The 26,255-nt window shown below is 46.6% G+C and carries 21 protein-coding genes; 15 read left to right on the top strand and 6 right to left on the bottom strand.

The genetic code is table 11. The features are described from left to right. Positions 1 to 25 precede the first annotated feature (25 nt). From Q1A23_RS03200 to Q1A23_RS03150, 11 genes are all read left to right on the top strand, one after another. Complete coding sequence (locus Q1A23_RS03200) at positions 26 to 940, top strand: M20/M25/M40 family metallo-hydrolase (protein ID WP_299819395.1); 915 nt, start codon at positions 26 to 28, stop codon at positions 938 to 940. A 55-nt stretch (positions 941 to 995) separates the two neighbouring features. Then, positions 996 to 1,439, top strand: coding sequence for a hypothetical protein (locus Q1A23_RS03195; protein WP_299819392.1), 444 nt, complete (start codon positions 996 to 998; stop codon positions 1,437 to 1,439). A 236-nt stretch (positions 1,440 to 1,675) separates the two neighbouring features. Next, positions 1,676 to 3,922 carry a sodium-translocating pyrophosphatase gene (locus tag Q1A23_RS03190; RefSeq protein ID WP_299819389.1) on the top strand — a complete coding sequence of 749 codons (2,247 nt, stop codon included), beginning with the start codon at positions 1,676 to 1,678 and terminating at the stop codon, positions 3,920 to 3,922. Positions 3,923 to 4,016: 94 nt separating this feature from the next. Beyond that, positions 4,017 to 4,559 (top strand): hypoxanthine phosphoribosyltransferase, encoded by a 543-nt coding sequence (hpt, locus tag Q1A23_RS03185; RefSeq protein WP_299819386.1) that lies wholly within the window; start codon positions 4,017 to 4,019, stop codon positions 4,557 to 4,559. Between the two features lie 113 nt (positions 4,560 to 4,672). Continuing rightward, positions 4,673 to 5,269, top strand: a complete 597-nt coding sequence (locus tag Q1A23_RS03180; RefSeq protein ID WP_299819383.1) for an adenylate kinase — start codon at positions 4,673 to 4,675, stop codon at positions 5,267 to 5,269. 21 nt (positions 5,270 to 5,290) lie between these two features. Further along, positions 5,291 to 6,283, top strand: coding sequence for a GTPase ObgE (gene obgE, locus Q1A23_RS03175; protein WP_299819380.1), 993 nt, complete (start codon positions 5,291 to 5,293; stop codon positions 6,281 to 6,283). 280 nt (positions 6,284 to 6,563) lie between these two features. Further along, complete coding sequence (locus Q1A23_RS03170) at positions 6,564 to 7,136, top strand: nucleotide exchange factor GrpE (protein WP_299819377.1); 573 nt, start codon at positions 6,564 to 6,566, stop codon at positions 7,134 to 7,136. Positions 7,137 to 7,139: 3 nt separating this feature from the next. Further along, complete coding sequence (dnaJ, locus tag Q1A23_RS03165) at positions 7,140 to 8,285, top strand: molecular chaperone DnaJ (protein ID WP_299819374.1); 1,146 nt, start codon at positions 7,140 to 7,142, stop codon at positions 8,283 to 8,285. Positions 8,286 to 8,486: 201 nt separating this feature from the next. Beyond that, on the top strand, positions 8,487 to 9,398 hold the full coding sequence (locus Q1A23_RS03160) for an ATP-binding cassette domain-containing protein (RefSeq protein ID WP_299819371.1): 912 nt from the start codon (positions 8,487 to 8,489) through the stop codon (positions 9,396 to 9,398). Then, complete coding sequence (locus Q1A23_RS03155; protein WP_299819368.1) at positions 9,391 to 10,743, top strand: ABC transporter permease; 1,353 nt, start codon at positions 9,391 to 9,393, stop codon at positions 10,741 to 10,743. Before Q1A23_RS03160 ends, Q1A23_RS03155 begins: the two co-directional genes overlap by 8 nt. Positions 10,744 to 10,823: 80 nt before the next feature. Continuing rightward, positions 10,824 to 11,708 (top strand): ChaN family lipoprotein, encoded by an 885-nt coding sequence (locus tag Q1A23_RS03150; RefSeq protein WP_299819365.1) that lies wholly within the window; start codon positions 10,824 to 10,826, stop codon positions 11,706 to 11,708. A 263-nt stretch (positions 11,709 to 11,971) separates the two neighbouring features. Here Q1A23_RS03150 and Q1A23_RS03145 read toward each other — a convergent pair whose 3' ends face one another. Then, complete coding sequence (locus Q1A23_RS03145) at positions 11,972 to 12,319, bottom strand: iron-sulfur cluster assembly accessory protein (protein ID WP_299819362.1); 348 nt, start codon at positions 12,317 to 12,319, stop codon at positions 11,972 to 11,974. A gap of 159 nt (positions 12,320 to 12,478) precedes the next feature. Between Q1A23_RS03145 and Q1A23_RS03140 the strand changes: the two genes are divergently transcribed. After that, entirely contained in the window at positions 12,479 to 13,009 is a 531-nt protein-coding gene (locus Q1A23_RS03140) for a hypothetical protein (RefSeq protein ID WP_299819359.1), read from the top strand. A gap of 64 nt (positions 13,010 to 13,073) precedes the next feature. Here Q1A23_RS03140 and serA read toward each other — a convergent pair whose 3' ends face one another. The 3 genes from serA to Q1A23_RS03125 all read right to left on the bottom strand — a co-directional run bounded on the left by serA (position 13,074) and on the right by Q1A23_RS03125 (position 19,242). Further along, positions 13,074 to 14,966, bottom strand: a complete 1,893-nt coding sequence (serA, locus tag Q1A23_RS03135) for a phosphoglycerate dehydrogenase (RefSeq protein ID WP_299819356.1) — start codon at positions 14,964 to 14,966, stop codon at positions 13,074 to 13,076. Between the two features lie 113 nt (positions 14,967 to 15,079). Next, the gene (bshA, locus tag Q1A23_RS03130; protein ID WP_299819353.1) at positions 15,080 to 16,216 is read right to left on the bottom strand and encodes an N-acetyl-alpha-D-glucosaminyl L-malate synthase BshA; all 1,137 of its coding nucleotides are present in this window, start codon (positions 16,214 to 16,216) and stop codon (positions 15,080 to 15,082) included. Positions 16,217 to 16,290: 74 nt separating this feature from the next. Then, the gene (locus Q1A23_RS03125; protein WP_299819350.1) at positions 16,291 to 19,242 is read right to left on the bottom strand and encodes a glycoside hydrolase family 3 N-terminal domain-containing protein; all 2,952 of its coding nucleotides are present in this window, start codon (positions 19,240 to 19,242) and stop codon (positions 16,291 to 16,293) included. Between the two features lie 429 nt (positions 19,243 to 19,671). On the opposite strand from Q1A23_RS03125, the gene mutL reads away from it, so the two are divergent. The 3 genes from mutL (at position 19,672) to Q1A23_RS03110 (ending at position 23,364) form a co-directional block, all read left to right on the top strand. Further along, the gene (gene mutL / locus Q1A23_RS03120; protein ID WP_299819347.1) at positions 19,672 to 21,540 is read left to right on the top strand and encodes a DNA mismatch repair endonuclease MutL; all 1,869 of its coding nucleotides are present in this window, start codon (positions 19,672 to 19,674) and stop codon (positions 21,538 to 21,540) included. 131 nt (positions 21,541 to 21,671) lie between these two features. Continuing rightward, complete coding sequence (locus Q1A23_RS03115) at positions 21,672 to 22,451, top strand: rhomboid family intramembrane serine protease (RefSeq protein ID WP_299819344.1); 780 nt, start codon at positions 21,672 to 21,674, stop codon at positions 22,449 to 22,451. 7 nt (positions 22,452 to 22,458) lie between these two features. Then, a complete protein-coding gene (locus Q1A23_RS03110) occupies positions 22,459 to 23,364 on the top strand; it encodes a rhomboid family intramembrane serine protease (RefSeq protein WP_299819341.1) in 906 nt (301 codons plus the stop codon). Between the two features lie 430 nt (positions 23,365 to 23,794). Here Q1A23_RS03110 and mdh read toward each other — a convergent pair whose 3' ends face one another. Together mdh and tilS are read right to left on the bottom strand one after the other, a co-directional pair. Next, the gene (mdh, locus tag Q1A23_RS03105) at positions 23,795 to 24,736 is read right to left on the bottom strand and encodes a malate dehydrogenase (protein ID WP_162427443.1); all 942 of its coding nucleotides are present in this window, start codon (positions 24,734 to 24,736) and stop codon (positions 23,795 to 23,797) included. Positions 24,737 to 24,886: 150 nt separating this feature from the next. Continuing rightward, positions 24,887 to 26,218: a tRNA lysidine(34) synthetase TilS gene (gene tilS, locus Q1A23_RS03100; protein WP_299819336.1), complete on the bottom strand. Its 1,332-nt coding sequence runs from the start codon at positions 26,216 to 26,218 to the stop codon at positions 24,887 to 24,889. Between the last annotated feature and the right edge of the window lie 37 nt (positions 26,219 to 26,255).

Below are 26,255 nucleotides of genomic sequence, written 5' to 3'. Positions count from 1 at the left end.
TGAATTCCAAAAAAGGAAATTACTTATGAGACTTCTAGAACAGCTTTGCCGAATACATGCCCCTTCAGGTAACGAAAAAAACCTTTCAGAATTTCTGCTAAACTACATAGAACAGCATAAAGTTCAATGGAAAGTGCAGCCAACCATCGTGTCAGGAGAGGAGTTTCAGGATTGCATTCTGCTTATATTTGGTGAGCCCCGCGCGGCTATTTTCGCGCACATGGACTCTATAGGCTTTACTGTGCGCTATGGCAAACAATTGGTGAGAATAGGCGGGCCAAACCTGGAAACCGGTTATAAACTGGTTGGAGAAGACAGCCAGGGTAAAATTGAGTGCACCCTTAACTACAACGAGGAGGAAGGGGAGATACATTACGATTATCATCGGGAGATTGAGCGCGGCACAGAGCTGGTGTTTAAATGCGATTTCAGGGAAACAGAAGAAACGGTGCAAAGCTGCTACATGGACAACCGCCTGGGTGTTTGGAGCGCCCTTAAAGTAGCTGAGACGCTGGAGAACGGCATTATAGCGTTTAGTTGCTGGGAAGAGCACGGTGGCGGCTCGGTTGCTTACCTGGCAAAGTATATCTACGAAAATTACGGCGTGAAGCAGGCTATCGTATCCGATATAACCTGGGTTACAGAAGGTGTGCAGCCGGGTAAAGGAGTTGTTGTCTCGATGCGTGACAGCCTGATACCACGGCGTGCCTATGTACAGAAGATTATTGGTATAGCCAAAGAAGCTGGAGTGCCTTACCAACTGGAGGTAGAAGGAGCAGGAGGCAGCGACGCTAAAGAGCTGCAGCATAGCGCTTACCCCTGGGACTGGTGCTTTGTAGGCGCCCCCGAAGATAATGTGCATACTCCTGACGAGATCGTTCATAAAAAAGATATTGAAAGTATGGTAGCCCTGTATAAGGTGCTCATGGAGAAACTCTAGAAGTGAGTGCTTACAATCGCAACAACTTAAGTATAAAGTATAATTCACCTCTGCCATGATGTTAAACCTACTTGCCAGCCTGCGTTATTTGTTGCTAATGAGTTTTATGCTAGTGATGCTTGCCTCATGCGAACGCGTATTTGATAAAGATGCGAGCTATAAGTATAGGGTTCATAACAAAGCGGATGCTCCTGTAGAGATAACGATTAAAATAAAGGAAAACCCAGGAGTGGATATACAGGGCAGCCCGTACCGCTACTACACCATTGCACCTGGCGCCACTACAGAAGTATGGGTTACCTCTGGCTTTACCGACGATACGGTATATGATGAGGAAAAGAAGAATACCAGCCTGTATTGGTTCGAAATAACAGCAGCCACTAAAAACGGGCAGCCGGCCAAAATATACCTTAATGCTCCTGGCGCCTGGGAGTTCAATAAGGAGAACTCATATAAAGCTACTTATACTTTAACGCTGGAGGATAAAGACTTTTTATAAACCAAGTCAAATCAAGGGCATCAAAAAAGGCCGGTTTTTAGCAGAACCGGCCTTTTTTGATGCCCTTATCATAGTATAAACTATATTTATATAGCGATATACCGCAACTTGTTCGTCTATAGCCGTATAGCAGCAATTAGTATAGCATTAAAGCCAATTAAATATTTGCAAATGTCTATATAAACTCTTTTCTTTAATAGTTATATACCATTATCCTCTAACTTAAAATTTACTGAATGGAACCTATTCTTTACGCAATTCCTGGTTTTGGACTGGCGGCTCTGATTTATACTTTTATCAGGTCGGCCTGGGTGACAAAGCAACCGGCAGGCAACGAACGGATGAGCACGATTGCGCATCATATTGCCGATGGTGCAATGGCATTTCTTAAGGCAGAGTATAAAGTGCTCCTGTATTTTGTAATCATCGCAAGTTTATTTTTAGGTTACCTGGGCTACTCCAGCGAAAGATCGCATTGGTCTATTGTGATAGCCTTCGCAATTGGTGCCGTTTTCTCGGCTGTAGCCGGGTTTATAGGTATGCGCATAGCCACTAAAGCAAACGTGCGCACCGCCGAAGCAGCAAGAAGCAGCTTGTCAAGAGCTTTAAATGTATCTTTTGCCGGCGGCTCGGTGATGGGTATGGGGGTGGCTGGCTTGGCTGTGCTTGGACTCGGTTCATTGTTTATAGTACTGTACATGGCTTTTGTGCAGGGCCACGATGTAAACGGCATTGAAATGGAACGCGCCCTGGAGGTGTTGACCGGTTTCTCGCTTGGTGCAGAAAGTATAGCCCTGTTTGCGCGCGTGGGTGGCGGTATTTATACTAAAGCAGCCGACGTTGGCGCCGACCTTGTAGGTAAAGTTGAGGCAGGCATTCCAGAGGACGATCCGCGTAACCCTGCTACCATTGCCGACAACGTAGGCGACAACGTAGGTGACGTAGCGGGTATGGGTGCCGACTTATTTGGCTCTTACGTAGCTACTATCCTTGCTACCATGGTACTTGGCCGTGAGGTTATTGCAGAAGATAACTTTGGCGGTTTGTCGCCGGTTATACTTCCGATGATGATTGCCGGGCTGGGAATTATATTCTCTCTGATAGGCATGCAGTTTGTCCGTGTAAAAGAAGGCGGTAATGTGCAGTCTGCGTTAAATTTGGGTAACTGGATCTCTGTTATACTTACAGCCATTGTTTCATACTTTGTAATCCATTGGTTGCTGCCAGATGCCATGAATCTGCGCAACTTCGATTTCTCTGCAAATGATGTGTTTCTGGCCGTTATGGTTGGTTTAGTGGTGGGGTCACTTATGAGTATCATCACGGAATACTATACGGCTATGGGCAAAGGCCCTGTGAATTCCATTGTACAGCAGTCATCTACAGGGCACGCCACCAACATTATCGCTGGTTTAGCGGTGGGTATGCACTCCACAGTTATGCCGATTATTGTGCTGGCTGCAGGTATTGTGCTGTCGTATGCAGCGGCAGGTTTATACGGTGTGGCAATTGCTGCCGCAGGTATGATGGCTACTACGGCCATGCAGCTGGCCATAGATGCCTTTGGGCCGATAGCAGATAACGCAGGTGGCATTGCTGAAATGAGCGAACTGCCGAAAGAAGTGCGTGAGAGAACAGACATTCTGGACGCTGTGGGTAACACAACCGCTGCAACCGGTAAGGGGTTTGCCATCGCTTCAGCTGCCTTAACGTCTTTGGCCCTGTTTGCCGCATTCGTAGGCATAGCCGGCATCGATACCATAGACTTGTACAAAGCGCCTGTTCTTGCAGGCCTGTTTATCGGGGCCATGATTCCGTTCATCTTCTCAGCGCTTTGTATTGCAGCGGTAGGTAGAGCTGCTATGGCCATGGTGCACGAGGTACGCCGCCAGTTCCGCGAGATTCCGGGCATTATGGAGGGTACCGGCAAGCCAGAGTACGAAAAGTGCGTGGCCATCTCTACAAAAGCTGCCATCCGCGAAATGATGCTGCCAGGCGCTATTGCCCTGCTCGTGCCGATTATAGTTGGTTTCGGACTCAAAAATGTATTTGAGAACATCTCATCCGCCGAAATACTGGGAGGCTTGCTGGCCGGAGTTACCGTTTCTGGTGTGCTTATGGCTATGTTCCAGTCTAATGCCGGTGGTGCCTGGGATAATGCTAAAAAATCTTTTGAGAAAGGCGTTATGATTAACGGCGTGATGGAGTACAAAGGCTCTGAGCCGCACAAGGCATCTGTAACCGGCGATACTGTTGGCGATCCTTTCAAAGACACCTCAGGCCCAAGTATGAATATCCTCATCAAGTTAATGTCTATTGTATCGTTGGTAATTGCGCCGCACATTGCCCTTGAGCAGACACCAACAATACCGGAGGAACCTAACTTGAACATGGAAATTAAGCAGGAGGCGCCAAGTACAGGTAAAGCAGATACAAACCCAGAAAATACAGTCGCGCTTAGCCCGGTTGCTCTCAAAAATTAAACTAAAAAAATCTAAAATTGCATAAGCCCAACCTAAGTGTTGGGCTTATTTTTTATTTATACTTACCTTTGTCTAGGCACAAACCACAAACCGCATGAACCCGAGAAACATAAAGCTGCACGATTGTGAATTTAGACCCTACATTAGTGAGGAGGAAATAATAGCCCGCATAACCATGCTGGCCGAACAACTGGGGCAGGATTACGAAAACAAGAAGCCTCTTTTTCTGGCTGTTTTAAACGGCTCTTTTATGTTTGCGGCAGATTTGCTGAAACGTGTAAACATCCCCTGCGAGATTTCATTTATCCGCCTGTCGTCTTACCAGGACATGGCCACCACAGGTAACGTAAAAGAAATACTAGGGCTGACAGATGACATCCATAGCAGGCATGTAGTTGTGCTGGAAGACATAGTAGACACAGGCCACACGGTACATGCTCTTTTGCAGCAGCTTGAAACGCGCGGCCCTGCCTCAGTAGAGGTGGCTACCCTACTAATGAAACCCGAATGCCTGCAACACCCTTTAGATGTAAAGTATGTAGCCCAAACAATACCGAATGATTTCGTAGTAGGGTACGGACTTGACTACAACGGCCTTGGTCGTAACCTGAGGGATATTTATAAAATTGTATCGTAACCCTTTTAGGTACGATTCGCGTTAGCAGGCCTTTAGGAAGTAGCCTCTGCCAATATCAAAATAGACTTACAACTTATTTATACTTACATTTGCCTTTTATTTAGCTAGAAGATATGCTTAACATCGTATTGTTTGGTCCTCCAGGAGCCGGTAAAGGTACCCAGAGTCAGAAACTTATAGATAAATACAACCTGATTCACCTATCTACAGGTGATTTACTTCGCTCTGAGATTGCCGCTGGCACAGCACTTGGCCTTGAAGCTAAAAAGTTGATGGATAACGGCCTGCTGGTGCCGGATGAGGTTGTGATCGGAATGATCGAAAACAAAGTGAAGGAGCACCGACATGCTGCCGGCTTTATTTTTGATGGCTTCCCGAGAACAGTTCCTCAGGCGCAGGGCCTGGACAAGCTGCTGCAGGACAACGGCACCGAAATTTCGTGCATGATTGCCCTGAAGGTAGATGATGAGGAACTGACGAAGCGCCTGCTGCTGCGCGGCAAGACTTCAGGTCGCCCGGACGACCAGAACGAAGAACTGATCCGTAAGCGTGTGGAGGAGTATAACACCAAGACCCGCCCGGTAGCAGATTACTATGCCGGCCAGAGCAAATTCTGTGCAGTAGACGGTATAGGTGAAATTGATGAAATCTTTGGGGCGCTGTGCAAGCAGATTGACAGCCTGAAAGAAAAACAAGAAGAGAAGAAATAAGCATACTTACGCTTACCCGAATTGGCTCAAAGCAACTTTATAGATTACGTTAAGATCTGCTCACGATCTGGACATGGCGGCGGTGGCTCAGCCCACCTGCACCGTGATAAGAAAACGGCAAAAGGTGGTCCCGATGGGGGCGACGGAGGCCGTGGCGGGCATATCATACTTAAAGGTAACTCCCAGTTATGGACGTTACTGCACCTGCAGTACCGCAAGCATATTATTGCGGCTAACGGCCTGAATGGTGGGCCAAGCCACTCTAGCGGTGCCCAAGGTGCTGATGAAGTGCTGGAGGTGCCCCTGGGAACAATTGCCAGAAACGCCGAAACAGGCGAATTGATGTGCGAGATTACTGAGGATGGCCAGGAAATTATACTTACCCCTGGTGGCCGAGGTGGGCTTGGCAACGCACACTTTAAATCCCCGACAAACCAGACACCGCGCTACGCCCAACCAGGCGAGGAAGGCATAGAGGAGTGGGTGATACTGGAGTTGAAGCTATTGGCCGATGTAGGTCTTGTAGGCTTTCCGAATGCAGGTAAATCAACGCTGTTGTCTGTTGTGTCGGCTGCAAAGCCTAAAATTGCCAACTACGCATTTACAACTTTAGAGCCTAACTTAGGTGTAGTTGCTTACCGCGACTACAGGTCTTTTGTGATGGCCGATATTCCGGGTATTATTGAGGGAGCATCAGAAGGAAAAGGCCTGGGCTTACGCTTTTTGAGGCACATCGAACGGAACTCCATGCTGCTGTTTATGGTTTCTTGTGATAGCCCCGATATAGCAGAGGAGTATAACATACTAATAAAGGAGCTGGAGACGTATAATCCGGAGCTGCTGGATAAGAAACGCATACTTGCCATCACCAAATCTGATATGCTGGATGCGGAACTGGAAGAGGAAATGCGCAAAACGCTACCAGAAGGCTTGCCAACTGTTTTCATCTCCAGCATGACGAATAAAAACATCTCACAGTTGAAAGACATGATCTGGGAGGCGCTTAACAGCTAAGCAATACCCGGAAAGTTTATACTAAAGATCGGTACAGGCTGTTGCTTGTTACCGATTTTTTTTGAGTAGCAAAAGTAGCATACAGGAACCATGCAGAGCAGCGCCAATGCACTTGTAAAGTATAAAAGTTCTTAAGCAGAAGCAGCAGAGTGAAAGCGCACCGTTAGCTACTTAGTTGATTTTATCAAACCATTGTTTGTGCCAAGTTGGCACAAACAATGGTTTGGCAAGTTAATTGAAAAGACACTACAGGCTTAACAACCTAAATTTTTAAGGCATTATGTCAGATAAAGATACCAAAAAAGCACAGGAGAACGAGGAACTTCAAGACCAGCCTGTCAATGCGGAAGCAAACGGGCAAGAGGAGCAGCAGGACCCGGAAGAAACAACTGAGGAGACAACTCAGGAAGATACAACAGCCATAGAGTTGGCTGAAATGAAAGACAAATTCGTGCGCCTGATGGCTGAGTTTGAGAACTTCAGACGCAGAACGGCCAAAGAACGCATAGAGCTTACTAAAACGGCCTCTCAGGATGTAATGGTGGAGTTACTGCCCGTATTGGATGATATGGAGCGCGCGCGCCAGTCTATTGAGACTACAAAAGATGTGGATGCGATGCTGCAGGGCCTTGAGCTGGTATTCCATAAACTGAAGCACGTAACGCACCAGAAAGGCTTGAAGCCAATGGATATACAAGCCGGTGCTGATTTTGATGCGGATATGCATGAGGCTGTTACTCAGATACCAGCCCCATCAGAAGACCTGAAAGGTAAGATAGTAGATGTAATTGAGAAGGGTTATACTTTAAATGAAAAGGTAATCCGTTTCGCAAAAGTTATAATTGGAGCGTAAGCAATGGCTAAGAGAGATTATTACGAGGTTTTAGGTGTAAGCAAGAGTGCAAGCCCGGAGGAGATAAAGAAGGCTTACCGTAAACTGGCCATCAAATACCACCCCGACAAAAACCCCGACGACCATACAGCTGAAGATAAGTTTAAAGAAGCCGCTGAGGCCTACGAGGTATTAAGCGATCAGCAAAAACGACAGCGTTACGACCAGTTTGGCCACCAGGGCATGAACGGCGGCTATGGCGGCGGCGGCATGAACATGGAGGATATTTTCTCGCAGTTCGGTGATATTTTTGGCGGTGGCAGCCCATTCGAAAGCTTCTTCGGAGGCGGACGATCTGGCGGTGGCGGACGCCGTACCCGTAAAGGCTCTAACCTGCGCATTAAGCTTAAACTTAACCTGGAGGAAATTGCCAACGGCGTTGAGAAAAAAATAAAAGTAAAGCGCTATGTAGCGTGTAGCACATGCGGCGGTAACGGGGCCAAAAATGGTACCGATATGCAGACGTGTAACTCTTGCCAAGGCTCAGGCCAGGTACGCAAGGTGGTAAATACGATGCTGGGCCAGATGGTTTCCACGGCAACTTGCCCTACGTGTAACGGCGAAGGCCGCATTGTAACGCACAACTGCGAAGTATGCCATGGCAGCGGCAGAGAGCTTCAGGAAGAAGTGATCAGCATAAACGTGCCAGCAGGTGTAATGGATGGCATGCAGCTGTCTATGAGCGGTAAAGGTAACGTGCCAGAGCGTGGCGGTGTACCAGGCGACTTGCTTATCCAGATAGAGGAGGAGGCGCACCCAACCCTGAAACGCGATGGCAACAACGTTATTTTTGACCAGTACATCAGCTTTGTTGATGCTGCCCTTGGCGCTGAAATTGAAGTTCCTACTATTACGGGTAAAGTAAAGATCAGCATAAAGCCGGGTACGCAAAGCGGTGAGATTTTCAGGCTGCGCGGCAAAGGCATACAAGATATCAACGGCTACGGCAAAGGCGACCAACTGATCCATATAAACGTATGGACGCCAAAAACACTTAGCAGCGATGAGCGTGCGGTGTTGGAGGGCTTGCGCGAGTCTGATAATTTTACACCACATCCGGGTAAAAACGAAAAAGGCTTTTTTGAGAAAGTGAAAGATTACTTTCAGTAACAGAGGCTGATACTAACTTTAAAAGAGCTGCTTTTCCATGTGGGAGGGCAGCTCTTTTATTTTATACTTCTTTATCAGTTATACTTCCTTCTTCATCCGGCGTATACCTTGCTTAGTCGATAAAGCATGGGCAGTTGTTTCAATAAGCTTGTCCTATACATAGCATAAAGCTATATTTGAGTAAATCAAAAGCAATTCACGTTGAGCATCCTGAAAATTGACGGCGTAACAAAACGCTATAGTAACCATACTGCCCTCGACAATGTGAGCTTCGAGATTCCGGCAGGCTGTATTTTTGGCTTGTTGGGACCAAATGGTGCCGGCAAAACCTCCCTCATCCGCATCATAACCCAGATAACCGGGGCCGACAGCGGCGAAGTATACTTTAAAGGGGAACGCCTGAAGCCAAACCACATAAAAGACATCGGCTACCTGCCAGAGGAGCGCGGCCTTTACAAAAAGATGAAGGTGGGAGAGCAGCTTTTATACCTGGCCCAGCTTAAAGGGTTAAGCAAGCAAGAGGCTACTGCACGTATAAAAGAGTGGGTAGACCGCTTTGAGATAAAAGAGTGGCTGGGCAAAAACATCGAGGACCTCTCGAAGGGCATGCAGCAGAAAGTGCAGTTTATTGCCACCGTGATGCACGAGCCAGCCCTGATCATACTTGACGAGCCATTCTCCGGCTTCGACCCGATTAATGCCAACCTGATAAAGGATGAAATACTCAGGCTCCGTGACCGTGGCGCTACGATTATTTTCTCAACGCACCGCATGGAATCTGTAGAGGAACTTTGCGATTACATTGCGTTGATAAACCGCGCACATAAAGTGCTGGATGGCCCTGTTAAGGAGATAAAAGATGCTTATAAAACAGATACTTTCCAGGTGATAGGCAATGGGCAACTGCTTGTTACCTCTCCTGACTTTGAGGTGCTGGAGCAGCATGAGAGCCACGGCGTTTTCAGGGCAAACGTGAAACTGTTGAACAACACCAGCCCAAATAACTTACTGGCCTACCTGATACAGCGCGTAGAGGTGCACTCGTTCGTGGAACTGGTGCCAAGTATAAATGACATCTTCATCCGAAAAGTAACAGAAACACACCATGCATAAAATCTGGCTAATTATTCAGCGCGAGTACCTAACCCGTGTACGCAAGAAAAGCTTCATCATCATGACGTTGCTTACCCCGCTGTTGCTGGCAGCTTTTATGGTCATACCTGCCTGGCTTGTAACAATATCCGATAGTGCCGAAACTGTAATGGTGCTGGATGAGACCGGCCTGTTTGCCGATAAACTGGAGGATAAAAAGGATCTGAAGTATGTGCCGTTGGCAGGGTCGCTGGATCAGGCTAAAACGGTGTACCAGGAAACTGATTACACGGCGCTCTTATACATTCCCAAAGCGTTTGACATAAACAAACCTGATGGCGTTATCATCTACTCTAAAAAGAACACCAGCCTGCAAACGCAGGTGCGCTTAGAAAATGCCCTGGAGAAGGAAATAGAAAACCAACGCTTTGTTGCCTCCGGCATGGACCGCAGTACGCTGGAAAAAATGAAGGCCAATATCTCGCTTACAGCCGTCAGTATTAGCGATGAAGGCGAAAAAGATAATAATGCCGTTGTAACCTCTATAGCAGGAGTGGCAGGTGCCGTTATTATCTATTTCTTTATTTTCTTGTATGGAGTGCAGATAATGCGCGGCGTGATTGAAGAGAAAACGAATCGTATTATTGAGGTAATGATCTCTTCTGTGAAGCCATTCCAGCTGATGATGGGCAAGATAGTAGGCATTGCTGCAGTTGGGCTTACGCAGTTTCTGCTTTGGATTGTGCTGTCGTTGGTGGTAGTAGGAGGGGTGCAGTCGGTGTTTGGGGTAAAGCCGCCGCCAACGCCTCTAGAGCAAATGGCGAGTGGCCGCAACGCAGAACTCGGCGAAGATGTAGATACGGACGAGGCAACCCAGGCGCAGGAAGAAAGCGAGGCCGCTAAAATGGTAAGCGAAGGCATGACAGCTTTTTCAAACTTACCGATTGGGCTCATACTTGTGTGCTTCCTGTTTTATTTCCTGGGAGGATACTTGCTTTATGGATCTCTTTTCGGGGCCATAGGCGCTGCCGTAGACAACGAGACAGACACGCAGCAGTTCATGTTTCCGATCACCATTCCGCTGATCATCTCCTTTATCATGTCTTACACGTTGGTATTGAAAAACCCTGACGGACCGGTGGCTTTCTGGATGTCCATTATCCCGCTAACCTCTCCGATTGTGATGATGGTGCGTGTACCGTTTGGCGTCCCTGCCTGGGAGTTGCTGCTATCAATGGCGCTGCTGGTGCTTGGTTTTATCTTTACCACTTGGATTGCGGCACGTATTTACCGTGTGGGTATTCTGATGTATGGCAAAAAGATCAACTACAAAGAGCTGTCGAAGTGGCTGTTTTATAGAGTGTAGCCGCAAGTATAAAAGTATGAAAAGCCGGTGCTGCACAGTACCGGCTTTTTTGTATCTTGAAGTATAAATATTACACCCCGATGAAAAAGATCTTACCTGCCTTGTTTCTGTTCCTGATGATGACAGCATTACCTGCATTTGCGCAAAAAGACAAACCAGCTTACCAGCTGTTTACTAAAACTGGCAAAAGTATAAAGTATGGCAAAATGCTTGATGGTCTAAAAGAGGCTGATGTGGTGCTGTTTGGAGAGCAGCACAATGATCCCATTGCTCATTGGCTGCAGCTGGAACTGGCAAAAGACCTGCACAAAGCGCATCAGCAGAACTTTGCCTTGGGTGCCGAGATGTTTGAAGCCGATGTGCAGCTGGTACTGAACGAATACCTGGCAGGGCAGGTGCCGGAAAATAACTTTGAGCAGGAGTCGCGCCCCTGGGTTAACTATAAAACTGACTACAAGCCGCTGGTGCGTTATGCCAAAGATAGTAATGTGCCTTTTGTTGCCACCAACGTGCCTCGCCGCTACGCTGCTGCTGTAGCGGCAGGTAGTTTGGCTAGTTTGGATAAAGTATCAGCAGACGGTAAAAAGTATTTTGCCCCGCTTCCGGTTAAAGTAGATATGGATTTGCCTGGGTATAAAAACATGCTGGCCATGTTTGGTAGCAGTACCCACGGCAATACAAAAAGTCAGAATATTGTGCAGGCTCAGGCGCTAAAAGATGCCACTATGGCTCATTTTATACTTGGTGAGGTTAAGGGAGGCAAAAAAATGCTTCACTTTAACGGTGCTTATCATTCTGATAATTTTGAAGGGATAGGCTGGTATCTGAAACAAGGTAACTCACAGCTAAAAACACTTACCATCACAACAGTACTGCAAGGAGACCTGGAGAAGCTGGCAGAGGAGCACAATAACAAAGCCGACTTTATACTTGTAGTGCCAGCAAGTATGACGAGAACGTATTAGAGAGTTTTAGAGGTAGGTGGATAATTTGCTTCCGTTATTTCTAATTACAGAGTAAGGCTATACTGGCGCGTACGAGTTCCCAGGCCCTTGTTTCTGCATGACCGGGTTCAACTGCCCCAGGACTTTAAGCAGTCCTAAAATATAAATCAATCCTGTCCATCCATTTATTTATCCCGTAAATTCTGATGGTAAACTCTATAAAACAGCGAAGCCCGACCATACAGCCGGGCTTCGCCTATCTAAAGAGAAAGAAGGTATCTTATTTACGCTGAGAATGAGCTTCCGCAACCGCAGGTACTTGTAGCCTGTGGGTTATTGAAAACAAATCCACGGGCATTTAAGCCATCCTGAAAATCAACCTGCATGCCAAGCACATACATCGCATGTTTTTTATCCATGATCAGGTTAACGCCTTCCAGTTGGAAAATCTCATCAGAATCTTTTGCCTTATCAAAGCCCAGCAAGTAAGACATACCAGAGCAGCCACCGCCTTGCACACCAACGCGCAAACCATATTCTGCTGGTACACTTTTTTCCTGCATTATATTTTTAACCTCAGCTAAAGCTCTTTCCGTCAGAGTGATAGGTGCAGTTTTAGTTTCTGTTGCCATAGTATAAGCTATTCGTTATTTGTAGCCACAAACTTAAGCAATTCTTCTTAAAAATGCTTGCGGCAAATCCTTGTATTAAGTAAACAGGTAAAGCGTATAAATGATTCATGTGCATTAGATTAATTTTTTGCGATATTTATAGCTCAACTCAGAACAGAAATGGAAGCATTAGCATTTGTAATAGACCTTTTAAAAATATCCTTGCCGGCCCTGATTGTAGCAGGCGCGATGTATTACCTGATTAAAAAGCATTACGACCGCGATTACAAGATGCGCCTGATTGAGTTGCGACAGAAAAACTCTGACACAGTACTTCCTATCAGGCTGCAGGCTTATGAGCGGGTGGTGCTGTTGCTGGAGCGCATTACACCAAGCAATATGCTGCTTCGTGTGGGGGCTGCGGGGCAAACTGCTGCAGAGTATCACCGGGTATTGTTAGCAGAGATAAGAAATGAGTTTAACCACAACATGTCGCAGCAGGTGTATATGTCTGAAACAGGCTGGCAGCAGGTAAAGCATGCCCGCGAAGAAGTTGTGAACCTGATCAACAGAACCTATAAAGAATTGCCTGAAAATGCGCGTGGTACTGATCTTGCCAAGCGCATCCTGGAAACCATACTTGCTTCCGAGAGCGATCCAACTGCACGTGCTATCAGCTTCCTGAAGCAGGAGATAGGGCAGGTGTTTTAAAAACTATTAACTCATAGAAAGGGGGGGCGGCCATACTTGATAGCTCCCCCTTTTGCTTATAGGCTTAGTATAAAATCCTGAACTTGATTGTCTGGGGCACCTTCCTTAGCTCGTCAATAACCTGCTTGTCGTATGCTTTATCAATATCGGTAATCACGTAGCCAATCTGCTCATTTGTTTTAAGGTACTGGCCAAGTATATTTACCTCATTTTTAGCCAAGGCGTTGTTTATACTTGCAAGCACTCCGGGCACGTTGGCGTGTATGTGAATGAGGCGATGCGCATCTTTAAGTTCAGGCAGCTGTATGTTAGGGAAGTTAACGCTTTGGTAGGTGTTGCCGGTGTTGATGTACTGCATGATGCGGCTCGGAACGAAGCGGGCGATATTTTCCTGGGCCTCGGTGGTGCTGCCGCCAATGTGTGGCGTAAGTATAACATTGGGTAAGTTGCGGAGCTCGTTTATAAATGGCTCATCGTTAGTGGCAGGCTCGTGCGGGAAAACATCCACGGCTGCGCCTCCCAGTTTACCAGACTGCAATGCCTCTACCAGCGCTGCAATCTCGACTACATGGCCTCGACTCAGGTTCAGGAAAATGGCCCCCGGTTTCATGGCATCAAACTCCGCTTTGCCAAAAATGTTTGTGTTACGTTTGCTGCCATCTACGTGCAGCGTTACAAAGTCAGCTATCTGCAGCAACTCCTGCAGCGATTCGCATTTGCGGGCATTGCCTAATTGCAGCTTCTCCACTACATCGTAATAGTATACTTGCATGCCCATTGCCTCGGCCAGCACCGATAGCTGTGCTCCGATGTTGCCATAGCCAACTATACCTAACTTCTTATCCCGTACCTCTGTACTTCCGGTAGCAGACTTATCCCATACTCCCTGGTGCATTTTTATACTTTTATCAAAGATCCTGCGTGATAACATGATAATCTCACCGAGTGCCAGCTCTACCACACTTCGGGTATTGCTGAACGGGGCGTTAAAGACCGTAATACCTGCTTTAAGGCAGGCATCCAAATCTATCTGGTTTGTGCCGATGCAGAAAGCACCAATGCTCATGAGGCGGTTCGCGTGTTGCAGTACCTTTGCCGTTACCTGCGTTTTAGACCTGATGCCAAGTATAGATACGTTTTTAATCTGCTCACAAAGTTCTTGCTCGTTTAAAGCCCCGGCTGCTGTTTCAATCTGATAGCCTTCTTTAGTAAACAATTCCACAGCGTTTGGGTGGATATTTTCCAACAAGAGCACTTTAATGCGGTTCTTGGGGTAAGAAATAGCCATCGGTAGGTTATTCTGATACAGGAACTCATCCAGGGTAGGGGCAAAGTGCTCTGCTTTCTCCACTACATTGTCGCGCGCCACATTTTCGGTGAAGGCGTAAAATTTATTGGCCAGTCCTGCTTCCTTTATTTCATAGTCAGTATAGCCGTCGCCTAGTACATACACATCACCGCTTAAGCCAAGTTTGTCAAGGAGCTTAATTTTGCCTTTGTCCCGGCAAAGTACATTCTCTTCATCAAAGCCGATAATGTTGCCCTGCTTATCAAACTTAAATGTGTTGGCATGTACATTTTCTTCCTTTATGCCAAAAGGCAACACAATGGGCACAATAAACTCCTTAAATCCACTCGATACGATCAGCACGTTGTCGGCGTATTCTTCGAAAAAGGCCTTGTTGCGCTGTATAGAGTCGGATACTTTTTGCTGAAGTATGGCGATAAGCTCTTGAAGGTGGGCTTTGTTTGCCTTCAGGAGGTGCAGGCGTTTGGTCAGGCCCTCATAAAATGAGCTGTTGCCGTTCATGGCGCTGTTGGTCAGGTTTTTTATTTCCTGAAGTATTTCTGCCTTATTGTGCTCATGCTGAAGCGATATTTCACCTAGTTCATCCAGGGCCTCTACTTTCGTAAAGGTGCTGTCAAAATCAAGTATAAAGTATTTGTCTTTGTTCATAGTATAGATGCGAAAGGGAAGTATAAGCAGGCTTAAGTTCTTGATAAATATAGATATAAAAAAAATCCGGGTACTTGTGCAGCAACCGGATTCTTAATCAAAGCTTTTATATTTTAGAGAAGTGCGAGCTGCTCGTCTATTATCTTTTGGTAAAACTCTTCATACTGCGGCACAATCTTATCGATGTTAAAATCCTTGGCTCGTGCCAGCGCATTGGCTTTAAAGCGTGGCAAATTAGCATCATCAAGTATGGTAAGGGCATTTTGCACCATTTCGGCTACATTGCCTACCGGGCTCGTAAAGCCGGTTACGCCATCAATGTTGAGCTCTGGTATACCACCTGCGTTTGATGATATTACCGGCACTTCGCAGGCCATTGCCTCCAGGGCTGCCAGGCCAAAACTTTCTTTTTCTGATGGCATCAGGAACAAATCTGCGATGGATAGCACTTCTTCCACGGCATCCAGTTTTCCTAAAAAGCGCACATCATTGTAAATCTGCAGTTCGCGGCACAGCTTCTCCATTTTTGGGCGCTCAGGGCCATCGCCCACTAGCAATAGTTTGCTTGGCATGTTCTTGCGTACTTCCGCAAAAATCCTGATCACGTCCTCTACCCGCTTTACTGACCGGAAGTTGGAGGTATGTACCAGCAGCTTCTCATCGTTCGGGCTGATCGCCATACGGAAATGCTCTTTTTTCTGGCGCCTGAATTTGTCGAGGTTTATAAAGTTAGGAATAACGGCAATGTCTTTCTCTATCTGGAAGTAATCGTAGGTTTCGGCGCGCAGACTGTCAGATACGGCAGTTACTCCATCTGACTGGTTGATGCTGAAAGTTACCACCGGCTCAAAAGAGGCATCTTTCCCAACCAGCGTGATATCGGTGCCATGCAGCGTAGTGATAACGGGTATGTTGATGCCTTTGGTGCGCAGAATCTGTTTTGCCATAAAAGCAGCCGAGGCATGTGGTATGGCATAGTGCACATGCAGCACATCCAGCTTCTCAAACTGTACAATATCTACCATTTTGCTGGCCAACGCCAACTCGTAAGGCGGGTACTGGAAAAGCGGATATGTAGGGATGTATACTTCGTGGTAAAAAAGATTCTCGTTGAAAATATCCAGACGCGCGGGCTGGCTATAGGTGATAAAATGCACCTTGTGTCCTTTGATAGCTAGTTCTTTGCCTAGTTCTGTGGCTACTACTCCGCTACCGCCAAAGGTTGGGTAACAAACTATTCCGATTCTCATAGTTATGCGTGCTGTGTAAATAACAAATGCAGCCCATATAGAGTGGCTGCACCTGCTAAACTACTTAATATCTTTTATGTTTTAGGAATTATCGCTTTATATATCACATCATGTATACGTGTGCGAATATTGTAAGTAACAAGTTTATTGTTGCCGGCATCAGGATATACTCTGTTAGACAGGAAGATGTAGATCAGATTATTTTCTGGATCTACCCATGCCCCGGTTCCTGTAAAACCAGTATGGCCAAATGTGCTTAACGAAGCCATGCTTGATGTTGGCCCGCCGCTTTCTGGTTCTGGCTTATCCCAGCCAAGGCCACGGCGACTGTTCTTGAATTGCTTTTTAGAGAACTCCGTTACTACTTCGGTATTAAAGTATTTGTGCCCGCCGTAGTTTCCGTTCTGCAAGTTCATCTGCATAAGTATGGCTAAGTCGTTGGCATTAGAGAACAAGCCGGCGTGCCCCGCTACACCTCCCATCATGGCTGCTCCCTGGTCGTGCACACTACCCCAAAGCAAATTATGGCGGAAGTATTTATCATCTTCAGTAGGGGCAATCGCATCCTGGGAGTGCTTCAGCAGCGGTTTATACGTCATGGTGCTCAGGCCAAGCGGTGTATAGAAGTTTTGTTCCATAAACTCATCCAGCGGCTGATTCAGCATGCGCTCTGCCACACGTTTAAGTACATAAAAATCCAGGTCGCTATACTTGTACTCGTAGCCTTTGCCATCTTTGCGCGGCGGCAACATTCTCGATTTTACCGTCCAGGCCCACAGCGAATCCTCCATACTTTTGATAGAGTAGAAGCCTGGCACCACCTCGTTCGGGTAAATATCATTCTGGCGGCTGGCATAAAACGTTTTCTTTGTCTCAACAGACTTCAGGGTGTTTTGCCATGCCGGTAAGCCAGCCTGTAAACCTGCCTGGTGTGCCAACACGTCGCGCAGCACAATGTTCTGTTTGTTTGTGCCTTTTAGTTCTGGCAGGTAAGTAGCTACTTTGGCATCAAGGTTTATCTTGCCCTGGTCTTTCAGGAACATGATGGCTTGTAGTGTAGCAGCTACTTTGGTGATAGAGGCCACATCGTAAACGGTGCTGTTTGTTACAGGCTTGGTCTTATTGTATGTATAATGGCCGTAAGATTTGTTAAATACCACAGTACCGTCTTTTACAACCAGCACCTGGGCGCCTGGTGTAGCGGCATAGGCAATGGCCTCGCGGGCAACGTTATCTATCTGGCTTAATACTTTAGAGTCCATGCCCACACTTTCTGGTACGCCGTACTTTAAGCGGCCCAGGGTTTGAGTGGTTACGCCTGTGCCTGCTCTAAACTTGGCAGATGCTGTTACTGGCAATTTACCGTTGGCATCTCTGGCCCCGAACAGCACTTGCGGCACCAGCGACTGCGCCACCGGGTGATCTTCGTAGCCACACAGCAACCAGTTTGCGTTTTCAAAATATTTTAAACTGTAGGCGCTGCCCATTACCGCTACAATAACTTTCTTGTTGGTGCGCTCCTGCAGGTATTGGATAAAGGCTCTTGTACCAATGCCAATGCCGTAATCTTTAGCAGCGGTAGCGTTCATGTTATGGATGCTAACCACCACCACATTGTTATCCTTAAGCTTAGGGATGATTTTGGCAAAGGCCGAATCAGGGGCAAAGCGATCAGAGATGGAGAACTTATTTACAGATGCGTAATACCCCAGCGTTTCCTGAAACTTGTTAACCTCTGTAACACCAATCGCCACAGAGGCTATACTTAAAGTATCCAGCGTCCGGAGGGGTAGCAAACTGTTTTTATTCTGCACTACAGTAACAGCATTGTCATACAGCTGCTCCTGAACTACAGTACTTATCGGTCGGGATATTTCTTCAGATAAATTCTCTAGCTGCACCATTTTTTGGTTGTTCAAGCCAGCCCAGTATTTAGTGTGCAAAATTTTGCGCACGTGCTGGTCAACCTCCTCCTGGGTTATCTGGCCGGCAGTAATGGCGCCTTTAATCTTTTTAACAGCCATAGGAACATCTTCCGGGAAAAGAAGCACATCGTTGCCCGCCATCAAAGCTTTCAGGTCTACTTCGCCGGGCTTATAGTATTTGCTTACGCCTTTCATGTTCAGGGCATCAGTAAACACAAGGCCTTTATACTTCATTTTCTCCTGAAGCAGGCCGGTAACCAGCGGCTTCGAAAGTGTAGTGGCAAGGTTGCGGGTGCTGTCAATTTTAGGCATGTACAAGTGCGCCACCATTACGCCCATCACCCCGGCCTCAAAAGATTTGTGGAAAGGGTAAAGCTCAACCTCGGTCAGGCGTTTCATGTCGTGGTTTACAACAGGCAAGGCGTGGTGAGAGTCTACATCTGTATCGCCGTGTCCCGGGAAATGTTTAGCCACCGCTACCACACCGTGGTCTTGCAGGCCTCTGATGTAAGCAATGCCCCGTCGTGTAACTTCTTCTTTTGACTCTCCGAAGGAGCGGTTTCCGATAACAGGGTTTGCTGCATTTACGTTTACATCCAGCACAGGCGAGAAACTTACGTTTACGCCCATGCGCTTCATTTTAAGCGCAATCTCGCGGCCCATCAGGTAAATATACTTCTCGTCGTTCATGGCGCCCAGCGTCATCTGGCGGGCAAACTGCATGGTGCTGTCCAGGCGCATGCCTAAACCCCATTCAGCATCCATCGCTATAAGCATGGGCACTTTGGCCTGGCTCTGGAAACGGTTCGTAAGCTTTACCTGGCGCACCGGCCCGCCTTGCATAAACATAACTCCGCCTATGCCATAGCGGGTTACAAGCGTGTCAATTTCGCGGAAGTGCTTTTCGGTTTTATTTGAGTATGCGGCTACCATAAACAACTGCCCAATGCGTTGCTCTGGTGTTAAAGTAGTCATAACGCTATCGACCCAGGTTTGCTCTTTGGAGTTCACAACAATGTTGTCTGATGATTTTAAAGACATCAGCGACCCCATCCCAAGAAAAACAAGTATCAATAACCCTAAGCTAAAACTCTTCAACATCCGCTGTACTTTTTTATTAATTGGAACAAGTAAAAATTAACCCTAATTTTGCATATAGACGGTTCACAAAACAGGCTACTGATCAATTATGTTAACTTTGGTTAACTGTTTATCGGAGAGAGGCAATTAACCTGAATGTCAGCCTAAGCTTTCGTGGCAACAAGAGTAGCAGCCTATAATTATGCTAACGCCACCAGCCCCATCAACGATACAGAGATTTGGTTTCTTTTTGAAATTTAAATAATCTTCGTTATCAACCAGTAGTTTTCAGAACCTCTGAAATGAATCAGTCTGTAAATTAGTAATAAATTTAATTCTGAATAAGTTCTGTTTTAACAATTAATTAAAAGCAAAAACTTAGCCGGAATCAAACAAAGCACCTGATTCAGAGCATAAATTATACAGTAACTTAGGATATTAAACTACAGGATGCCCGATATCATTCATTTATTGCCTGATTTCCTTGCCAACCAGATTGCCGCTGGCGAAGTGGTGCAGCGTCCTGCTTCAGTTGTGAAAGAACTTCTGGAGAATGCAATCGATGCGCAAGCAACCAACATACAGTTAATTGTGAAGGAGGCGGGCAAACAGCTGATCCAAATCGTGGACAATGGCATAGGCATGTCGGAAACGGATGCCCGTATGTGCTTTGAGCGCCACGCTACCTCCAAAATAAGCACTACCGAAGATCTCTTTAAGATTCGCACCATGGGCTTCAGGGGCGAGGCAATGGCCTCCATAGCTGCTGTGGCGCAGGTAGAAATGAAAACCCGAACAAAAGGCGCTGAAACCGGTGTGAAATTGCTGATCGAGGGCTCTGCAGTGGTGTTGCAGGAGCCGGTTGCCACACCAGAAGGCACCTCTATTGCAGTTAAAAACCTGTTTTACAACGTGCCGGCCCGCCGCAACTTCCTGAAGACAAATGCGGTGGAGATGCGCCATGTACTGGACGAGTTTCAGCGGGTTGCACTAGCTTACCCGGATGTAGCTTTTAGCCTGTACCATAACGATGTAGAAGTTTTTAACCTGGCAGCAACCAAGCTTAGCCAACGCATTGTAGGTATACTTGGCAGCAACTATAAAGAGCAGATGGCTTACTGCGAGGAAGATACCTCGTTTTTAAATGTGCGTGGCTACATAGGCAAACCCGAGCATGCAAAGAAAAGCCGCGGAGAGCAGTTCTTTTTTGTGAATAACCGGTTTGTTAAAAGCGGTTATCTGAACCACGCCGTTATGACCGCGTTTGAAGGCCTGCTGCCAAAAGACAGCCATCCTTTTTATGTCTTGTTTATAGACCTGGAGCCTGAAAAGATAGATATCAATGTGCACCCAACTAAAACCGAAATAAAGTTTGAGGACGAGAAAACGGTATACGCCATTGTGCATGCTGCTGTTAGAAAGGCGCTTGGCACATACAATATTGCCCCGTCCCTTGATTTTGACGGTGACGTAAATTTTGCCCCGCTACAGCCTATTCGCCTGCAAGGCGGGTTTAACGAGTTTGATCCGGAGAGCAGGCCATCAACGGGTGGTAATTCAGGTGGAAATAGTACCCCTTTCCCTGGGTTTACGCCTCCAGCCTCATCCCGTAGGGCAACATCTAAAGGCTGGGAGCAGCTTTACGAGCCTTTGCGCCAGGAGCCGGTTCAGGAAGAGCGAATGAGTTCTGCCTCGTCTGGGATGGGCTTGCTTGATGATGCTTTTGCTGTTGAGTCGATTGGTGCGGGATCTGTAAACAAAGCCATACAGATACATCAGAAGTACTTGCTGGTGCAGGTAAAATCAGGTATGATGATCGTGGACCAGCAGGCAGCGCAGGAGCGTATATTGTACGAGAAGTATAATACCTCGCTTCAGAAAAAGACCGGGGCGTCGCAGGCATTGCTTTTTCCGCAAACAATAGAGCTATCGGCTGCTGATGCCATACTTGTAAAAGAGCTTTCCGCTGAGTTTAAGGCCATGGGCTTTCAGTTTGAGGATTTTGGCGGTAACACAATCATACTTAACGGTATACCTGCCGATGTGCACGCCGCTAACGAAAAAGAATTGCTGGAGGAGCTGGTAGAGCAATACAAAAACAATTCGGCTACGTTAAAGCTTGATAAACATGAGAACCTGGCGCGAGCCATGGCTAAGCGACTTGCCTCGCGATCGTTGGCCAGAATGTCGGACTTGGAAATGAATTCTCTCGTAGACAAGCTTTTTGCCTGCCAGGTGCCCAACTATACGCCCGGCGGACAAAAGACGTTGGTTATCATGGAACTAGGCCAGTTGCACGAGCTTTTCCTGAAAGGGTAACAAAAGTATTCTATTTTTATAATGTTTAATTGTTGTCTGTGGGCTTGCCTATTTCACAACACTACTATAGATCTAAAGTATAAGTATCAGCCTTAGTAGGTTTAAGCTTATACTTTCAAAAAGAAAATCGCATGTTTAATATCACCCCTATGGTCAGGAACCTCCTGATCATTAATGTGGTCATCTTCATTCTTCAGGACAGGCTGTTCTCTACAGGGCAGTTTGCTTTGTACCACTTTGGTTCCGAGTTCTTTCGGCCTGTGCAGCTATTTACGCACATGTTCCTGCATGGCGGTTGGGCACACGTGTTCAGCAACATGTTCAGCTTATTTATTTTCGGGCCGATGCTGGAGCGGTTCTGGGGCCCCCAGCGCTTTTTGGCTTTTTACCTGATCACAGGGTTTGGTGCCAGTTTGCTGTACTCCGGAGTTAGAGCCTATGAACTTAGCGAGGTACGCGAAGATGCCGCTAAATACATAGAGGCGCCTACACCAATGAGCTTTTACAACTTTTTAGAAGATCATTATGAGGGCAGGTACGAAAGACAGTTTGTAGTAGAGTACAGGCGAAACCCTGATAACACGACTTATATAGAAGAAAGTAAAAATGCGGTGCGCCAGGTGTATAACCAACTGGAGAACGTGCCCATGTTGGGTGCTTCGGGTGCTGTGTTTGGTATCCTAATGGCCTTTGGCTTGCTTTTCCCCAACCTTGAGCTCATGCTGCTGTTTCTGCCTGTGCCAATAAAAGCGAAGTATTTTGTGCTGCTCTATGGGGCCTATGAGCTTTACTCCGGGTTTAACCGCATGCCCGGCGACAACGTAGCACACTTTGCACACCTAGGCGGTATGTTGTTCGCGTATATACTCGTAAGAATGTGGCAACGCAGCGATTACCAGGATAATTACTAAAAGTATAATGAGCATTATTGACGATATAAAACACTCTTTTAAGCAGCCTAACAACACATTAAAGCAGCTCATCCTGATTAATGTGTGCGTGTTTGTGGTGCTGATAGTTACGCGTACCATTCTGGTTTTAACGGGCGGGGCAGGTGTTTATAGTTTGCTAATGCGCTTTATAGCGCTAAACTCTGACCTGTTTACTTTTATTACCCGCCCCTGGACACTAATTACCTATTTCTTTACCCACGAAGGTTTCCTGCACATTATCTTTAATATGCTTAACCTGTACTGGTTCGGGCAGTTGATAAGGGAGTATTTAGGAGAACGAAAATTACTGAGCCTGTACATACTTGGCGGTATAGCCGGTGGGGTGCTGTACATGCTTAGCTATAACTTTATCCCATACTTTGCCGATAGAGCTGCTTTTTCGTTTATGATAGGCGCCTCGGCAAGTGTGTTGGCTATAGTGGTAGCAGCAGCTACACTTCTGCCAAACTATACATTTAACCTCATCCTGATCGGGCCAATCCGGATAAAGTATATTGCGGCCTTTCTAGTATTGCTTTCCATTTCGGGGGCTGTAGGAGATAATGCTGGCGGTAACATTGCTCACTTAGGAGGTGCCTTTATCGGATGGCTCTTTGTAAGGCAGCTGCAGCGCGGCAACGACATGGGGCGGCCAGTACTGGCTATAATTGACTTTTTTGGCAACCTGTTTAAAAGTAAACCTAAGCTTAAGGTAACGCATCGTACTGCAAACCCTTTCTCGAATGGGCGAAGCACTACAACTACCCAGCCAGGAGGCAAGCCAAGCCAAAAAGAGATTGATCTTATACTTGATAAAATATCCAGCTCAGGCTACGAAAGCTTGTCTAAAGAGGAGAAGCAGAAGCTTTTCCAGGCGAGCCAAAAGGAGTAGAGCCGGTACATAAAACAAAGAAGCCAATCTTTAAGCAGGATTGGCTTCTTTGTTTTATGTACCGGCTCCAACCACGCCTACCCCTCAGAGTTGCGCTCCCTAGTTCCGAATTCTCGTTCTCACTAGTCCACGGCGGGGAATTTATACTTACTTCGTCTTCTGACTTATTATTAGCCGCTGCTTTCTGTTTTGTCATCCTGAAGGGATCCTGGTAAAAAGGAGGTTAAGCTGAAGCAACGAAGCCTTACTTTTCTAGAATCAACAGCAGAATTCCCCGACTTAGGCAAGCAGGGGTTAGGGGTATTTGTGCCCGGAGCTGCAAATAACCAAGTACATCAAGTCACCAAAAAAACTAATACTGATCTAAAACAAAAAGCGGCGCTCCTTTTCAGAAGCGCCGCTTTTAGCATCAATAAGTATACTTTATAAATTAAGCTTTGGCAGCGTTGATGTTGTCAAGCGCTTCCATCACTTCTTTCACGTGTCCGCGAGACGTCTCAAGCAGTTGCTTCTCGTCTTCGTTCAGTTGCAGTTCGATGATCTTCTCGATACCGTTCTTGCCAAGTATAACTGGTACACCTAAGTAAACGCCATCAATACCGTACTCACCTTCCAGCTTCACACAAACCGGGAATACACGACGCTGGTCACGAACGATAGCCTCTACCATCTGAGCAGCTGCTGAACCCGGTGCATACCAGGCAGAAGTACCCATCAATTTTACAAGCTCGCCACCACCATTTTTAGTGCGCTCAACTATAGCGTTCAGTTCTTCTTCACCGATCAATTCTGTAACCGGGATACCACCAACTGTAGTATAACGCGGAAGCGGAACCATCGTATCGCCGTGACCACCCATTAGTACTGCCTGGATGTCTTTCGGAGATACGTTCAGCGCCTCAGCAAGGAATGCTCTGTAACGTGCCGTATCCAGGATACCAGCCATACCCATTACGCGTGTGCGTGGAAGCTTAGAAGTAATGTGAGCCGCGTACGTCATTACATCAAGTGGGTTAGAAACCACGATGATGATCGCATCCGGAGAGTGCTTTACAATATTTTCGGTTACTGACTGCACGATGCCTGCGTTTGTAGAGATCAGGTCGTCGCGCGTCATGCCTGGCTTACGTGGCAAACCAGAAGTGATAACCACTACATCAGAACCAGCTGTCTTGCTGTAATCGTTGGTTACACCTACAGTACGTGTATCGTATAGGTTGATAGGGGCTTTCTGCCAGATATCAAGCGCTTTGCCCTCAGCAAAACCTTCTTTAATATCCACTAAAACTACTTCGTTCGCGATTTCGCGGTAAGCAAGCACATCGGCACATGTTGCACCTACGTTACCAGCTCCAACTACAGTTACTTTCATTATCGGATATACTTTATGTTAGTTTGAGATTCGGTTAACTTCCGTAAAATTAGAAAAATCTATTATTAAAAAGTGCCTAAAGTTTATAATTCGTATCAGGTATCACGACACACGTAGCACGTATTTAAAAGTCATGCTACTTGATACGTGCTACGTGTGTCGCTCAATACTTATCTCCACCACCCGTTCTGTCTTGTCCGTTACTTTATAGCGGTTATCCAGGCGCTGGCCAACTATCCACGCAATCGATTGATCGGATATTAATACTAAGGTTTTGGATTTTAGGTTGGCCGGTACTTTTTTGTCTATCAGAAAATCGCTTATCTTTTTCTTTCCGTTCATGCCCAACGGTACAAACCAATCGCCTTCCTGCCAGCTGCGCAGCCTCAACGGAAACTTTAACTGTTCGGCATCCAGGGCTGCTACATGCGGTTTGGTATTCAACTTATACTTGTCAGCAGGTACATATTTTATAGTAAAGCTTAAATTGCCAGCCGCTGCCTCGGTATCGCCTTCGTTTATTAGTATACTTCCAAAGCTACTCAGGTTGCGAGGCGTTATAACCAACTGTTCACGGTCTTTCACTAAAGTATGGGTTGGCGACTCGAATTGCTTTCCTGAAATGCCTTGTAGTGCCTCTGCTAGTTCCAGTACTACACTATAGCTAAAGTTGTAAGGGCGCAGCAGTTCGTGGAGTACCACCGGCAGGCCGGTAGCGTGTAGCAATGGCTCTAGTGACAGGTATACTGCTTCGTCGGTTTGTTTTATACTTTGCTGTCGTAGTTGCTCGATGTAGGCTGCCACTATACTTTCGGCATGGCTAACGCGCTCAGCGGTATGCTGCATGGTTTCTTCCAGGTTCGGGTTTATTTCCTTTAACACCGGAATCACCTCGTGCCTTATCTTGTTGCGCTGGTATTTGGTGGTGATGTTAGAGCTGTCCTCACGCCAGATCAGTTTGCGGCTAGTCACATAATCATAAATGTCATCTTTGGTAACCGTGAGCATCGGGCGGATGATGTTGCCATTTTTAGCAGGAATGCCGTGCAAACCTGCTATGCCTGTGCCTTTTGTGAGGTGAAGCAATATGGTTTCGGCAAGGTCGTTGCTATGGTGGGCTGTGGCAATGTAATCGTAGCCTTCTTGGTTGCGCACCTGTTCAAACCACTCGTAGCGCAATGTGCGGGCAGCCATTTGCGTAGAGAGTTTTTCCTGTTCGGCGAAAGCCTGTGTGTTAAAATTCTCTGTATAAAAGGGCACCTCATATTGCTTGGCAAGCTTTCTGGCAAAAAGCTGATCTGCCTCAGCATCCTCTGCACGCAGGCCAAAGTTGCAATGTGCAATGGCAAACGTATACTTAAGCTGGTGCAGTACTTCGCAAAGTACTACAGAGTCTATGCCGCCGCTAACGGCCGCTAAAATTTTATTGTCGGGTTGGCAAAGGTTTTGCGCTTGTATAAAACCTGAAACTTTCTGTAGCATAAAGCAGCGGCTGGTAAATTTTTTATAATTTTGAAGT

Source organism: uncultured Pontibacter sp., assembly GCF_947492645.1.
In the GTDB taxonomy this organism is placed as follows: domain Bacteria; phylum Bacteroidota; class Bacteroidia; order Cytophagales; family Hymenobacteraceae; genus Pontibacter.
This window is presented reverse-complemented; position numbering and strand designations above follow the sequence as displayed.

Bases quoted from the DNA above. Each gene is read 5' to 3' on its own strand.
- hpt (WP_299819386.1), top strand. From the start codon at position 4,017: ATGAACCCGAGAAACATAAAGCTGCACGATTGTGAATTTAGACCCTAC.
- dnaJ (WP_299819374.1), top strand. From the start codon at position 7,140: ATGGCTAAGAGAGATTATTACGAGGTTTTAGGTGTAAGCAAGAGTGCA.
- serA (WP_299819356.1), bottom strand. From the start codon at position 14,966: ATGAACAAAGACAAATACTTTATACTTGATTTTGACAGCACCTTTACG.
- tilS (WP_299819336.1), bottom strand. From the start codon at position 26,218: ATGCTACAGAAAGTTTCAGGTTTTATACAAGCGCAAAACCTTTGCCAA.
- mutL (WP_299819347.1), top strand. From the start codon at position 19,672: ATGCCCGATATCATTCATTTATTGCCTGATTTCCTTGCCAACCAGATT.
- Q1A23_RS03145 (WP_299819362.1), bottom strand. From the start codon at position 12,319: ATGGCAACAGAAACTAAAACTGCACCTATCACTCTGACGGAAAGAGCT.
- Q1A23_RS03200 (WP_299819395.1), top strand. From the start codon at position 26: ATGAGACTTCTAGAACAGCTTTGCCGAATACATGCCCCTTCAGGTAAC.
- mdh (WP_162427443.1), bottom strand. From the start codon at position 24,736: ATGAAAGTAACTGTAGTTGGAGCTGGTAACGTAGGTGCAACATGTGCC.
- Q1A23_RS03140 (WP_299819359.1), top strand. From the start codon at position 12,479: ATGGAAGCATTAGCATTTGTAATAGACCTTTTAAAAATATCCTTGCCG.
- Q1A23_RS03125 (WP_299819350.1), bottom strand. From the start codon at position 19,242: ATGTTGAAGAGTTTTAGCTTAGGGTTATTGATACTTGTTTTTCTTGGG.
- bshA (WP_299819353.1), bottom strand. From the start codon at position 16,216: ATGAGAATCGGAATAGTTTGTTACCCAACCTTTGGCGGTAGCGGAGTA.
- Q1A23_RS03150 (WP_299819365.1), top strand. From the start codon at position 10,824: ATGAAAAAGATCTTACCTGCCTTGTTTCTGTTCCTGATGATGACAGCA.
- Q1A23_RS03155 (WP_299819368.1), top strand. From the start codon at position 9,391: ATGCATAAAATCTGGCTAATTATTCAGCGCGAGTACCTAACCCGTGTA.
- Q1A23_RS03170 (WP_299819377.1), top strand. From the start codon at position 6,564: ATGTCAGATAAAGATACCAAAAAAGCACAGGAGAACGAGGAACTTCAA.
- Q1A23_RS03110 (WP_299819341.1), top strand. From the start codon at position 22,459: ATGAGCATTATTGACGATATAAAACACTCTTTTAAGCAGCCTAACAAC.
- Q1A23_RS03195 (WP_299819392.1), top strand. From the start codon at position 996: ATGATGTTAAACCTACTTGCCAGCCTGCGTTATTTGTTGCTAATGAGT.
- Q1A23_RS03190 (WP_299819389.1), top strand. From the start codon at position 1,676: ATGGAACCTATTCTTTACGCAATTCCTGGTTTTGGACTGGCGGCTCTG.
- Q1A23_RS03180 (WP_299819383.1), top strand. From the start codon at position 4,673: ATGCTTAACATCGTATTGTTTGGTCCTCCAGGAGCCGGTAAAGGTACC.
- Q1A23_RS03115 (WP_299819344.1), top strand. From the start codon at position 21,672: ATGTTTAATATCACCCCTATGGTCAGGAACCTCCTGATCATTAATGTG.